The following is a 13,146-nucleotide window of genomic DNA, read 5'->3' as shown; positions in this document are numbered from 1 at the left end:
GGCCAGAGGCGGCTGGTAGCATACGGCGGAATCTTCGATGGACGATGCCTCCTACTTTCAGGCGATTCCTAAGGCCGAGCTGCATCTCCACCTCGACGGTTCTGTGCGTCCCCAGACTGTCCTGGAGCTGGCTAAGCAAGGTGGCGTTCTTCTGCCGACACAGGATGTCGGAAAGCTCAGGGACTTTCTCGAGGCCACCGACCGTACGGCGTCCCTCGTTGAGTACATCGCCTACTTCGAGTTGCCGATCGCGGTCCTACAGACGGTGCCGGCGCTCGAGCGGGCCACGTACGAGCTCTGCGAAGATCTGAAGAACGATAACGTGCGATATGCCGAGATCCGATACGGGCCGTGGCTGCACGTCCAGCAGGGTCTGTCGCTCACGGACGTGATTCGGGCGGTGCTGAGCGGCTGGACCGCCGGTAAGAAAGCGTTCGGGCTCGAGGGTGGCGTGATCGTAACGGCGCTGCGGGACATGCCGCCGGCCCAGAACGTGTCGCTCGCGCAGATCGCTGGTCGATACGTGGGCGAGGGGGTCGTCGGATTCGACCTGGCCGGCGACGAGGCGGGCCATCCACCGATCCTGCACGAAGACGCGTTCCGCGTCGCCCGATCACTGGGCTTGAACATCACGATTCATGCCGGGGAAGCCGCCGGGCCCGAAAGCGTCCGTCAGGCGATCTCGATGGGAGCCGTGCGCCTCGGGCACGGCGTGCGAGCCCAGGAAGACGCGGAAGTCATCGCCATGATCAAAGAAAACGGTGTGCAACTCGACATGGCGCCAACGAGCAACGCGCAGACGAAAGCTGTGCAGCGACTCGAGGATCATCCGTTGAGGCGCTTTTACGAGCAGGGCATCAAAGTCACGATCAGCACGGACTCGCGGACCGTATCTAACGTGACGTTGACGCAGGAATATCAGACAGTCTCTCATGCGTTGGGCTGCTCACCCGAGGAGATATCCGCGATGAACCTGCAGGCGCTCGATGGCGGCTTCGGCGACGAAGTCACCCGTGCCCCGCTTCGCCGCGAGTTCGTCGACGCGATGGCGAAACTACGTCCAGCGACGCCGACGTCGGGCTAGAAACCCCCACCCGACCCTCCCCCCGAGGGGGGAAGGAGTTCCTCCGGCCAATTAGACACCCGGCGGGACGACGTCCGGTGGCGTGATGCTGCCGTTGCGGATCTTCGTGCGCAGATCGAGGACCTGGTTGACGATGTCCTGGGGGACGACGCTGCTGGGCGTGCTGAAGCCGGTGGCATCTTCCTGCAGGGAGAACACCTGCTTGCCAGGTCTAAACTGTCCGTTTTGCAGCCGCTGGATCGTCAGCGCAACGGCCCGATCGACGCGCTTCAACGCGCTGGTGATAACCGCGGGGCTGACGAACGCCTGGTCGTTGTTCGAGCCGATCGCATAGCCCGAGGCGTCGTAGGCGGCATCGATGTAGCCGGAGGCGCAGCGGCCTGTGACTTCAAAGAGAAGATCGGCTCCCGCCGAGATCTGGGTGATCCCCAGCTGCTTGCAGAATGCCGTGTCCTGCGAGTCGGAGTACGCAATTTTGAAGACCACGCTCGGATCGGCGTCGCGGGCACCTGTGACGAAGCCGGCGATATAGGGATCGACACCGGGCCCGTGGTTCGAGCCGAGTACCCCCAGGACGTTGTGGCTGGCATTGCCGATTTTCTCTTTTTCCATCAAGCCCGCCATGGCGCCGACCAGGTAGGCCGGCTCCTGTTCATTGAAGAGCAGCCCGTTAACGTTGCTCAGGGTGACCTCCTGGCTGTTGTCGTCGACGGGCATCGCGTCGACCAGCGCAAACTTTTGCTTCGTATTCACCTGCGCCGCGTGCCAGACGGCGCTCGCCATGTCGATCGACACGGCAATAATCAATTCCGGCTTGGCGGCAACACAGCGTTGTAGCGCAGATAAATACTCCGTCGTTGTCTTCGAGGTGATCACCTGGACGGCTGCGCCGGTGCCGCGGGCGCCGTCGATCGCCAGCTGGTTGAACGTATGCGGCGCAGGCCCGTCGGAGTTGGTCGCGATGCAGACGTGCGTTCGAGCCGTGTCGGGGGCTGCATTTGGCCCGCCGCAGGCCGCGAGCATGAGAGAAATCATCAGCACGGCCGCGCGACGGGACACGGGTCAGGACGCCTGGACGTCGGACGCGCCGATTCGCTCGATCGCGTCGACCATAAGATTCCAGAACTTGGCCACGTCGAGCTGCGTCGGGACTTTCGCGTTCGGCTGGCCCAAACGCCCAGAGAAGTCCGTCACCGTCATGCCGGACGTGAATTCACCGCGGGTCTCGATCGCGACGAAGGCGTCGACGCAGGTCATGACGTTTGGATCGATGACCCGGGCAACGGCGCACGGATCGTGCACCGGCGGTGAATCGAAGCCGGCATTGCGCCGGTACGTCTCGCGAAAGAACTCCATGAGCTGGACAGCGATTTTTGATATTGGCGTGCCGAGGGCGGCGATCCGTTGCAGGACGGCTGGGGTGGCCAGCGCCTGGTGCGTCAAGTCCAGGCCGACCATCGTCAATGGCCAGCCGGCCGTGAAAACAATCGCGGCCGCCTCGGGATCCACGGCGATATTAAATTCAGCGGCTGGTGTCGTATTGCCCCTTGTGTAGGCACCACCCATGAGGACGATCTCTTTGACTTTCTTGACGATGCGTGGCTCTTTGCGGACGGCCACGGCGATGTTCGTCAGCGGCGCGGTCGGCACCAGCGTGATGTCGCCACTCGAGGACATCAATAATTCGATCAATAAGTCCACGGCGTGCCGCCCGTCGAGCGGCACCGTCGGTTCGCCAAACGCCGGCCCGTCGAGCCCGGATTCGCCATGAATATAAGCCGCCGTTTTCAGTACGCGAGTAAGAGGCCGGTCGCAGCCGGCGGCAATCGGCACGTGAATGCCAGCGACGGAACAGACCCGGCGCGCATTGAGGCTCGTCTTGTCAACGGTCTGATTACCAGCGACCGTGGTGATGGCCAGCAGCTCGATCTCCGGATTGCCGTGCGCGAGCAAGATCGCCATGGCGTCATCGTGGCCTGGGTCGCAATCCAGGATTACCTTTCTAGGCATTGTTACTGCTCAGAGGATGACAGGTCGAGACCAAAACGCCGCCTCAGGTCATCCAGCCGGGGCAGCGCCGCCTGGGCCCCGACCGAGCTGGTGGCCGCCGCACCGGCAGCGTTCGCGAAGCGAACCGCGGCGGCTGTGGGGAGCCTACGGGCGATTCCGACCGCAAGCGCGCCCATGAAGGCGTCACCGGCCCCGGTACTGTCGATCGACTCGACGTCAAAAGGCTCGACGCGATGCACGCCGGTCTCGTCGCAGAAGACGCTGCCGGATGGCCCGAGCGTCACGATCACGAGCTTCGGGCCTAGGGTCCGTAATGCTGCCGCCATGGTTGACGGGTCGTCACGATCGACGAACGCGCTGGCCTCGCGTTCGTTGACGACGAGCGCGTCCAGCTGACTCAAGAGCCCCGGCTCGAGCCGCTGGGCGGGCGCGGCATTGAGCAAGACAAAAGCCCCGGCCCGGCGGGCGACGGTGGCCGCGTGTTCGATGACGCTGATGGGGACCTCGAGCTGCAAGACAAGGACGTCGCCCGCCACGAGCCTCGAGACGGCGCGTTGAGCGTCCATCGGGCCGAGGGCGCCGTTGGCGCCCGGGGCGACCGCGATCATGTTTTGACCGCCGGCCTCGACGTAGATCAAGGCGGCACCGGTCGGCGCCGCCGGATCACGCTCGACACCCGACGAGTCCACGCGATTTGACTTTAGATTCTCGATCAGTTCCGCGCCGAAGCTATCGTTGCCCACGCGACCGATCATCGCCACCTGGCCGCCGAGGCGAGCTGCGGCGACGGCCTGGTTCGCGCCCTTGCCACCCGGATGGCTGCCAAGCCGGTCGCCCAGAACCGTCTCGCCGGGCTGTGGCAAACGCCGGACGGTCACAACCAGGTCCACGTTGAGGCTGCCCAGGACGACAATTCTGGCCATCAATCAAGCCCGCCAGGACGCGACCGAGGCCTATGCCTTCCGGTAGGGCTTGCCATCCGCCGCCGGGGCCACGGCGCGCCCCATGGCTCCCGCCACCACGATGATGGTCAGCAAATACGGCAGCATGCCCAGGAACTGAAACGGTATCGGCCATCCCACAACCGGGATATGCCATCCCCAGATCTGGATCTGGCCGGCGAATGCCTCGGCGCCCGCAAAGAGTAGGCAGGCGTAGAAGGCGCCCAGCGGCTTCCACTTGCCAAAGATCATCGCTGCCAGTGCGATGAACCCCCGGCCGCCGGTCATGTTGGGTAGAAATTGCCCAATCTGTTGTAAAGAAAAATACGTCCCGCCCAGCCCGGCCAGGCCGCCGCTCAGGATGACAGCGAGATAACGTACACGATAGACATTGATGCCGACCGTGTCGGCGGCCAACGGATGCTCCCCGACGGCCCGCGTTCGAAGGCCCCACACGGTCCGGAAGAGCAAGAATTGCACCAGCACGATCGCGATCAGCATCGCGTAGGTAATTGGTTGGTGCACGAACAAGATAGGGCCAATCACCGGGATGCTGGAGAGCAACGGAATGTGCCAGGTTGGCAGAACACCAGGTCCCGCAACGGACGCCTCTTGCAGAAAGCCTTTAAAAAATACTCCCGTGATGCCCAGCGCGAGAATATTGATCACGAAGCCACTGACGATCTGATCGACCATCAGGCTGATCGAGAGCGCGGCATGAAGGGCTGAGATCACGACGCCGGTCAATACCCCGGCGAGCACCCCCAACCAGAGATTGTGGGTCTGGAACGCCGCCACGTAGCCGGTAAAGGCGCTCATCAGCATCATCCCCTCGAGCGCGATATTCACGACGCCCGAGCGTTCGCTGATGACGCCGCCTAGCGCCGCCAGCGTCAGTGGCGTCGCCTCGTTCAAGGTTGCGGCCAGGAGCCCGACGATGACGTCTATAGCACGCCCTCTTCACTGGCGAGCTTGACGGGCGGCGCGGGCGTCCGACGCAGCCGGAAGATCCATTGGAAGAGCACCGGGGCGGCGATGAACATGATGACGGTCGCTTCAACGACCGAAATGACATCGGCACTGACCTGTGTCTGGAATTGCATAAATCTGGACCCGCTGCTCAGGGCGCCAAAGAGAAACGCTGCGGGAAGCATCGCCCAGGGGTTACTCCGGGCGAGCAGCGCCACGGCGATGGCGTCGAAGCCGTAGCCGGTCGAAAAACTGGGCGGCATGTAGTGCGCGACGCCGAGGACTTCGTCGGCGCCGGCGAGGCCGGCGAGGCCACCCGAAATGCCCATCGTGGCAAGGATGGTCCATGCCACCGAGATCCCGGCGGCACGGGCCGCCGTCGCGCTGAACCCCACGGTTCGTATCCTGAAGCCGATCGTCGTCCGATCCAGCAAGAACCAGACCACGGGGATGGACAGTAGGGCGAGTAAGAGCCCGGCGTGCAGCCGCGTGCCCGACACGAGAATCGGCAGTTGCGCCGCGGGATCGATGTAGGGCGTCCGCGGCGCTGACGACGTCTTGTCGACCATGGGGCCGTTGTTGATCAGGAAGTTCACCAGCGCAAACGCGACGTAGTTCAGCATGATCGTGGTGATCACTTCATGGGCACCGAAGCGTGCCTTGAGGATGCCCGGGACGGCCGCCCAGAGAAAGCCGCCAAGAATTCCCGCCAGCAGCGCCAGCAGAATATGCACAACCGCGGGCAGCCCATGCAGGCTATACCCGATGAAGACGCCGAACAGTGCGCCAATGTAGAACTGGCCTTCGGCGCCGATGTTGAAGAGGCCGGCGCGAAACCCAAGGGCAACGCCCAGCCCCAGGAAAATATAAGGCGTCGTGGCGACCAGGGTGTCGGGAAACGCGTGCGGATTGATAAACGCGCCCTGGAACAGGGCATAGAACGATTGCCATGGATCGGCGCCGCTGAGCGCAACGGCCAGGCCGGCCACGACGAACCCGGCCACGACCGAGATCACCGGAAGCAGGACGGCTGAGGCGATCCGGCGAGAACGCTGATTCATGGACGCGCGGCCTCAGCGGCTCCCGCCATCATCAAGCCGATCTTTTCGCGCTCGGCGGCTTGGCCTTCGAGCACGCCGACGATTTGGCCGCGATACATCACGGCCACTCGGTCGGACAGTGACAGGACCTCGTCCAGCTCCGACGAGACGAGCAGCACGCCCAGCCCGGCATCGCGCTGCGTAACGATCTGCTTGTGAATAAATTCGATCGAGCCGACGTCGAGGCCCCGCGTCGGCTGACTGGCAACCAGGATCTTCGGATTGCGCCCAAGCTCGCGGGCGGCGACGACTTTCTGTTGATTGCCGCCACTCAACGATCCGACCGGTTGCGCCGGCGACCCGGCGCGAATGTCGAATGACTTGATCAGTTTGCGCGCGTAATTCAGCACGGCAGTCAGCTGGCGGACGATCCCGGAGGCGAAGGGCGGCCGATCGTAGGTGGAGAGCACCAGGTTGTCGGCAATCGAATGTTCCAGCACGATGCCCATGCGGTGCCGATCGGCCGGAATGTGGCCCACGCCAAGGCCAATAAACATCCGTGCGCCGGTCCGAGTCACATCGCGGCCGTTGAGCAGGATCCTGCCCGACCGTGGTTGGCGTAGTCCGACCAGGGCCTCGACCAGCTCTGTCTGACCGTTCCCTTCGACGCCGGCAACACCAACGATCTCGCCGGAACGGATCTCGAGGTCGACCCCTTCGACGGCGACATGGTGACGATCGTCGTCGATGACTAGCTGCTGCAGCTGCATGACCGGCTTTCCCGGACGGGCCGGGCTCTTGTCGACCTGCAGCATGACCGGCCGGCCGACCATCAGCCGAGCCAGGTCCGCGGGACTCGACTCGCCGGGCGTCGTGGTGGCGACGACCTTCCCGTGGCGCATGACGGTGATCTGATCGGCAATGTCGATGACTTCACCGAGTTTATGAGTAATAAAAATGATCGCCTTGCCTTCTTTGGCCAGGCTGCGCAGGATCTCGAAGAGACCCTGCGCCTCCTGCGGCGTGAGAACAGCCGTGGGCTCATCCATGATCAGCAGCCGTGCGCCGCGGTACAGCGTCTTGAGGATCTCGACCCGCTGCTGCAGGCCTACTGACAGGTCCGAAACCCGAGCCATCGGATCGACCTCGAGACCGTAGCGGGTGGCCAGCTCGGTAACCTTCTGCCGCGCCTCCTGGAGATCGACCGTGCCCGCGGGGCCAACGGTCTCATGCCCAAGGATGATGTTCTCGGCAACGGTCAACGGTGGGATGAGCATGAAGTGCTGGTGCACCATGCCGATGCCGAGCCCGATGGCGTCCGTCGGACCATGGATGATGGCGGGGCGGCCATCAAAGACGATCTCGCCGCTGTCGGCGCGAACCAGCCCGTAGACGACATTCATGAGAGTCGTCTTGCCGGCGCCGTTCTCGCCCAGAAGCGCGTGGACCTGGCCCCACTCGATGACCAGGTCCACGTTGTCATTCGCCCGGAGCCCCGGGAACGTCTTGACGATCCCTCGAAGCTCCAGCGCCGGTGACGCGCTTACGAGTATTTGGTGAGCCCCTCCGCTCCTGTGCTCAGGCTGCCGTCCTTGAGTTTGGCCATGATGTCCTGAAGCTTGGTCTTGATATCGGCCGTGACTTTCGAGTCCCACTGATGGTAGGGAGCCAGCCCGACGCCACCGTTCTTGATGTCGAAGTTCTGGATGCCACCGGTTGGCCACTGATTTTTCACCGCGCTCGTGATGATCGACTTGACGGCGACCGAGATCTGCTTCAAGGCGCTGGTGACCAGGCACGGATCGACATCCGGGTAGGTGAAGTACTGGTCAACGTCAACCCCGATGCATGGCTTGTTAGCCTCTTTGGCGGCGAGCAGCGCCCCGTTGCCGGTCGCGCCACCGGCGGCGAAAATCACGTCGGCGCCGCCACTCAACTCGTCCTGGGCGCGCGCCTTGCCCCAGTCCGGGTCGGCGAATGCGTTAGCGGCCGCCGGGTGGAAGACACCGTCAACCTTGATGGTGGGGTTGATGTACTTCGCGCCGTTCTCGTATCCCTTGCGGAATTGGACGACCGCCGGGACGTCGAGGCCGTAGACGCCGCCGATGTGGTTGGTCTTCGACAGCAGGGCCGCGAGGGCTCCAACCAGGAATGCGCCCTGATCCTGCTTGAAGAGAAGCCCGGTGAAGTTCGTCGGTGCGACTGGATCGGCGAAGTCCGCCGAGTCAACGATCGAGAACTTCACGTTCGGATTGGCCTTGGCGGCCTTCAGCGTGTCATCGCCGAGCAAGAACCCGGCCGCGACCACCATGTCGTATTTCTGGTCGACGAACTGCTGAATATTCGGCGTGTAGTCGGTGGGTTGCTTGGACTCCAGGAACTTGCTCTGCACACACAGGCTCGAGTCGGCCGTCGCGTCCTGAACCCCCTTCCAGCCCGCGTCGTTGAAGCCCTTGTCGCCGAGCTTCCCGATGTCGGTGACGAACCCGACCTTGAATGTCTTCGAACAGCTTGACGCCGCCGGTGCGCTGCTTCCGCAGCTCGCGAGGACCAGGGCGCCAACCACTGCCAGCGGGATAAGAATCTTCCGCACGCGCTTCCCCTCCTTTTTGTCTCCAATGCCGGACAGGGCCCGTGGAGTTTTACCGACGGATATTCTTTCACGATCACGGCCGGTTTGCCAGCAGCCTAAGAATCGCTAATGTCTGCCCATGACATCACGGATTGACTGGGTCCGAAGCAACTGCCGGCTGCTCCGGGCGATCGCCGAGGACTTCGCCAAAACGCAGCCGTTTTCAGACCTGACGATCGGCACGGGTATTCACCTCGAGCCCAAGACCGTGGCGCTGCTGCTGACACTGAAAGCCGGTGGCGCTGGGGTCGTTTCGACCGGGAATCTCAATAGCACACAGCCCGAGGCCGTCGAATATCTGAGGGCCAACGGCGTCCAGGTGATCGGCGATCGGACCACCGATGAGCGCGAGCATGATCGCTGTTTAGGCGAGGTCCTGAGGGCCCAGCCGAACTTGATTTTGGACAACGGCGGCGACCTGTTTGTCCGTTATCTGGGGAACCCGTATGAGCGGCTGCTGGGCGGCACCGAGGAGACGACCTCCGGCCGCATGCGCCTCGCCGGGCTGCGCTCGCAACTCAAGCGTCCGATCCTCGTGATCAACGACAGCCCGATCAAGCAGTTCGCGGAAAACCGGCATGCGGTCGGCCAGAGCGTCCTGGAGTCGTTCTTGAGAATTACCAATCGGGCCCCGAACGGGCGCAACGTCCTGGTGTTTGGCTACGGGTCCGTCGGAAAGGGCATCGCCGCGAGCTTTCGTAATGCATACGCCACGGTGTCCGTAATCGAGCGGGATCCGGTCTTGCGGCTGGAGGCCAGCTTCGACGGGTTCCGGGTGCCGGAGCGCGACGCGGGGCTCAGGACGGCCGAGATCGTCATCACGGCCACCGGCGCGGAGGGGGTCGTGACCGAGGCGGACCTCGATGTTCTTCGTGATCGGGTCGTCCTGATCAACGCCGGGCATTTCCCCGCAGAGATCGCTGTCGAACGGATCGCGGCCGATCCGCGGGTCGCGAAGCGCCAGGACGGGCCGGATGGCGTAACGACGTTGGTGCTCACGGATGGGCGAGCGATTCATCTGCTGGCCGGAGGGCACATGGTGAACCTGGGCGGGCCTAGGCCGCTCGGGAATTCGATTGAATCGATGGACCTCGGATTTGCGCTCCAGGCGCGGTGCCTGGAAGCCGTCGCGCGTGGGCGCACCAGCCCCGACGACGTCGTGGTACCGGTCCCCTCGTCGATCAACGCCGCGGTGGCCGAGGCGTTTCTGCAGCTCTATCGTTAGCTATCGGTTGACAGCGGCCCGGAAGCCAGCAGGTCCGCAATCGTTTGCACGCGCCCCTGAATCTCGGGCGTCAGGCGCGGACTGGCGCGCAGGCTCACGCCGACCGCGCCCTGCGCGAGGCCCACGGAGCGCAGGCCGCTGCGCCACGGCCCGGCGATCGCATCTTCCAGTGTCATCTGCACGCCGCGATCGATGAATTTCGTGCTGCTGGCCAGCAAGCAACCCGGGTCGCTGGACGCGACGATGTCGGCGTCGATGCAGGCGGCGCCCGATTGCGTGGCGCCGAGCAACGCCCCCTGGCCGGTCGTGCCACCGGCGCCAAAGATGATGTCGGCGTGCTGCTGGCTGAAGGCCCGCGCCTGGTCGGCACCCCAGGCAGGATCTTCATAGGGCGCGCCGCCGGCCGGCTGGTAGGCACCGAGCACCCGAACGCCTGGCCTGGCATAGCGGGCGCCATGCTCGAAGCCCGCTCGGTTGGTGACATCCATGGTGCCCTGCGGACCGTAGACACCGGCGACGACGCCGGTCTGGGTCATCATGCCCGCCAGGGCGCCGGCGAGGAACGCCGCCTGGTCCGATCGAAACGTCAGAACCGCCAGGTTCGGCACATCCGGTGGCATCACGATCGGATCGACCAGCAAGAAGTGCCGGGTTGGATTGGCCCGGGCCACGTCGACGACCGGGTCGGTGAGCAAGAAGCTGCCCGCGATCACCAGGTCATATCCGGGATACGCCTGCAACATGCGCCGGTACTCGGACGGACGCCCCGGTAAGGCCAGCTCGGCGCGGCCGCACGCGATCTGGCGAAGGGCCTGGTTGACGCCCCGCCAACCGGCGGCATCGACAGAAGACCGAAGCCCGGCGACGTCCGCCACGAAGGCAACGCGAAACATCGGGGCGCAGCCTGGCGTCCCGCTGGGGGAGGGGACCAGCGTCTGACGGGTCCCGCTGGCACCCGCCTGCACGAGCAGCAGCATCGAGACGACGAGCAGCAAGATGCTGGCAGTCAGGTACCGAAGAGGCGATCGCCGTAGTCGCCCAGGCCGGGCAGGATGTACTTCTGGGCGTTCAGCTCGCGGTCCCGCGCCGCCGTGAAGATCTGGACGTCCGGGTGCGCTGCCTGCAGCGCCTGGATCCCCTCGGGAGCGGCCACGACGCACACTAGGCGAACGCTTGCGGGGTGGTATTCCTTCATGATCTCGACGGCCTTGGTCGCCGTTCCACCGGTGGCCAGCATCGGGTCGAGGATCATGACGGACTTGCCGGCGATATCGGGCGGCAGCTTGACGTAGTAGCGGGAGGCGACGGCGGTCCGCTCGTCGCGCTCCAAGCCGATGTAGCCGACCGTCACTTGGGGCAGCAGCTCGAGCACTGGGCCCACCAGGCCCAAGCCGGCCCGAAGAATTGGCACGGCGACGACCCGATCGCCGATCGCATGCCCCTGCGTCTTTTCGAGTGGCGTCTCGATGGAGAAATCGCGGGTTCGAAGATCGCGTGTCGCCTCATACAGCAGCAACGTGATGATCTTGTCGGACGCCTCGCGAAACTCATCGGGCGTCGTGTCCCGGTCGCGCAGGCGCGTCAGGTAATGCGCGACCAGCGGATGCTCGACGACGTGCAGGGTCATTTGGCCCCCACCCGGACTTCGATTTCTGGCGGCAACGTGGCAAGACCCGGCTCAGCCATGCGGCCCTCGGCGAGGAGCTTCCTGGCGCGGGCGATGTTCGAGGCCGACCAGTTGCTCTTAGGCCGGCGGGGCGTGAACCTGGCCGCGTAGGTGTCCTCGTCGATCGATTTGTTCTGCCCCTCGATCCAGCCGTAGGCGACCCCTTCCAGGACCGACTCTTCGTAGGTGATGCCGGACTTGCCTGACGCCTTCTTGTAATAGACGAGCCAGATTTCTTTCGTGTCGGCGTGGTGCTTCGCCAGCCAGCGACGCCACTCGAGACTATTACGCACCTTCAGCGTTTTACCAACATCCATTCAGGCCTTCAGCGGCGCCAGCTGGCGTGCGGCGCCCAGCGCCACTTTGAACATCGGCGTCAGGTCGAGCGCCGCGACCCGTGTCGGATCGATCGCTTCTTCGCCGGGCTCGTTGACAACGGTCAGGACCGAGCCGCCACGGAGATTGAGCAGGGCGCAGATGACGAAGATCGTCGACGACTCCATGTCGTTGCAGAGCACCCGCGCCCGATGCCAGACCTTGAGAGCGCCTTCCAATTCCTCACGGCGGGGCATCCGAGCCGCGTGCAGGTCGGTATAGAGCGCGTCGTGACTCCGGACAATCCCGGCGTGGGCCCGCTGGTTCGCGTCGCGCGCGGCGGCGACCAGCGCGGATAGCAGCTCGAAGTCGGCCACCGCCGGATAGCTCATCGGCACGTAGCTGGGGGTCGTCCCTTCATCGCGCACCGCGGCCGTGGCGATCACCAGGTCGGAGAAATGCACGTCCTTCTGAATCGACCCAGTGGTGCCTACGCGGATGAACGTCGTCGCTCCGATCGCGGCGAGCTCCTCGACGGCGATCGCCGTCGACGGTGAGCCGATGCCGGTCGAGCAGACCGAGACCGCGCGGCCGTCGAGCGTCCCGGTGTAGGTCGTGTACTCGCGGTTCCGCGCGATCAGCCGGGGACTGTCGAGCAGCCGGGCGATCGGCTCCACCCGACCGGGATCGCCGGGGAGAAGGACGACCGCGCCGACATCGCCAGGTTTGCAGCGGATGTGGTACTGCAAATCCCCCATTGCCGACGTGAGTTTACGCGGTTTACTGGCCGGCGACCGTGGCTTCGCTGGTGCTCGTGAAGGTCGGACCGAGCAGCAGCCGCAGCAGGGGAGAGGTCACGGGATCTTTGTACGTGATGGCAACGGTGAACCGGGAGGGCCGGCCCTCCGCGTTGGGAAGCGCTTGCTTGACGCGGACCGTCGCGAGTCCTGGATCGAGGTTGCTGAGGTGTGCCACGATGGCCCGGCAGGTCTCCGCCTCCGAGTAGGCCGCGGGCCGCAGCAGACCGTCCGCGGCCTGCCAGCAGGGTTCGCTGTTCGGATCGCCGACGCGCAGGCCGTGGGCCAGCGTCGTGGCACCGGCCGTGGCGGCCTCTTGGAGCTGCCACGAGCGAAGGCCCAGACCGGCGAGTTGGAGCGTGGCAACGCCGGCCCCGAACAGGACGGACAGACCGAGGAAGATCGCGATCATGGACTGACCCGACTGCTTGCCCACGTGGCTCAGCATCGGCCCAGCGCGTTGCATC

Annotated in this window: 14 protein-coding genes; 2 read left to right on the top strand and 12 right to left on the bottom strand. The window is 64.6% G+C overall.

The annotated features are described in order from the left end of the window. Window positions 1-37: 37 nt before the first annotated feature. A complete protein-coding gene (gene add / locus VHK65_14835; protein ID HVS07420.1) occupies window positions 38-1,084 on the top strand; it encodes an adenosine deaminase in 1,047 nt (348 codons plus the stop codon). A 51-nt stretch (window positions 1,085-1,135) separates the two neighbouring features. Here the strand turns inward: add and VHK65_14830 are convergent, their stop codons facing one another. The 7 genes from VHK65_14830 to VHK65_14800 all read right to left on the bottom strand — a co-directional run bounded on the left by VHK65_14830 (window position 1,136) and on the right by VHK65_14800 (window position 8,637). Further along, window positions 1,136-2,143, bottom strand: coding sequence for a BMP family ABC transporter substrate-binding protein (locus VHK65_14830; protein ID HVS07419.1), 1,008 nt, complete (start codon window positions 2,141-2,143; stop codon window positions 1,136-1,138). 3 nt (window positions 2,144-2,146) lie between these two features. Further along, window positions 2,147-3,094, bottom strand: a complete 948-nt coding sequence (locus tag VHK65_14825; protein ID HVS07418.1) for a nucleoside hydrolase — start codon at window positions 3,092-3,094, stop codon at window positions 2,147-2,149. Window positions 3,095-3,096: 2 nt separating this feature from the next. Beyond that, window positions 3,097-4,017 carry a ribokinase gene (locus VHK65_14820; protein HVS07417.1) on the bottom strand — a complete coding sequence of 307 codons (921 nt, stop codon included), beginning with the start codon at window positions 4,015-4,017 and terminating at the stop codon, window positions 3,097-3,099. A gap of 30 nt (window positions 4,018-4,047) precedes the next feature. Continuing rightward, window positions 4,048-4,950, bottom strand: a complete 903-nt coding sequence (locus VHK65_14815) for an ABC transporter permease (protein HVS07416.1) — start codon at window positions 4,948-4,950, stop codon at window positions 4,048-4,050. A gap of 29 nt (window positions 4,951-4,979) precedes the next feature. Continuing rightward, on the bottom strand, window positions 4,980-6,065 hold the full coding sequence (locus VHK65_14810; protein ID HVS07415.1) for an ABC transporter permease: 1,086 nt from the start codon (window positions 6,063-6,065) through the stop codon (window positions 4,980-4,982). Next, a complete protein-coding gene (locus VHK65_14805) occupies window positions 6,062-7,519 on the bottom strand; it encodes an ABC transporter ATP-binding protein (GenBank protein ID HVS07414.1) in 1,458 nt (485 codons plus the stop codon). The genes VHK65_14810 and VHK65_14805 overlap by 4 nt, the downstream gene beginning before the upstream one ends. Before the next feature lie 68 nt (window positions 7,520-7,587). Next, a complete protein-coding gene (locus VHK65_14800) occupies window positions 7,588-8,637 on the bottom strand; it encodes a BMP family ABC transporter substrate-binding protein (GenBank protein HVS07413.1) in 1,050 nt (349 codons plus the stop codon). 112 nt (window positions 8,638-8,749) lie between these two features. Between VHK65_14800 and VHK65_14795 the strand changes: the two genes are divergently transcribed. Beyond that, entirely contained in the window at window positions 8,750-9,901 is a 1,152-nt protein-coding gene (locus VHK65_14795) for an adenosylhomocysteinase (protein ID HVS07412.1), read from the top strand. On the opposite strand, the gene VHK65_14790 is transcribed toward VHK65_14795, so the two are convergent. Genes VHK65_14790 through VHK65_14770 form a run of 5 tightly spaced genes read right to left on the bottom strand, consistent with a single transcriptional unit; the run spans window position 9,898 to window position 13,145 of the window. Continuing rightward, window positions 9,898-10,896 (bottom strand): BMP family ABC transporter substrate-binding protein, encoded by a 999-nt coding sequence (locus VHK65_14790; protein HVS07411.1) that lies wholly within the window; start codon window positions 10,894-10,896, stop codon window positions 9,898-9,900. The two genes, VHK65_14795 and VHK65_14790, sit on opposite strands and share 4 nt — an antisense overlap. Before the next feature lie 11 nt (window positions 10,897-10,907). After that, the gene (gene upp / locus VHK65_14785; protein ID HVS07410.1) at window positions 10,908-11,528 is read right to left on the bottom strand and encodes a uracil phosphoribosyltransferase; all 621 of its coding nucleotides are present in this window, start codon (window positions 11,526-11,528) and stop codon (window positions 10,908-10,910) included. Next, on the bottom strand, window positions 11,525-11,884 hold the full coding sequence (locus tag VHK65_14780; GenBank protein HVS07409.1) for a hypothetical protein: 360 nt from the start codon (window positions 11,882-11,884) through the stop codon (window positions 11,525-11,527). Before VHK65_14780 ends, upp begins: the two co-directional genes overlap by 4 nt. Further along, a complete protein-coding gene (locus VHK65_14775) occupies window positions 11,885-12,640 on the bottom strand; it encodes a nucleoside phosphorylase (protein ID HVS07408.1) in 756 nt (251 codons plus the stop codon). Window positions 12,641-12,662: 22 nt separating this feature from the next. Further along, on the bottom strand, window positions 12,663-13,145 hold the full coding sequence (locus VHK65_14770) for a hypothetical protein (GenBank protein HVS07407.1): 483 nt from the start codon (window positions 13,143-13,145) through the stop codon (window positions 12,663-12,665). Window position 13,146 lies beyond the last annotated feature (1 nt).

It is taken from the genome of Candidatus Dormiibacterota bacterium, assembly GCA_035544955.1.
Taxonomy (GTDB): domain Bacteria; phylum Chloroflexota; class Dormibacteria; order CF-121; family CF-121; genus CF-13.
This window is presented reverse-complemented; position numbering and strand designations above follow the sequence as displayed.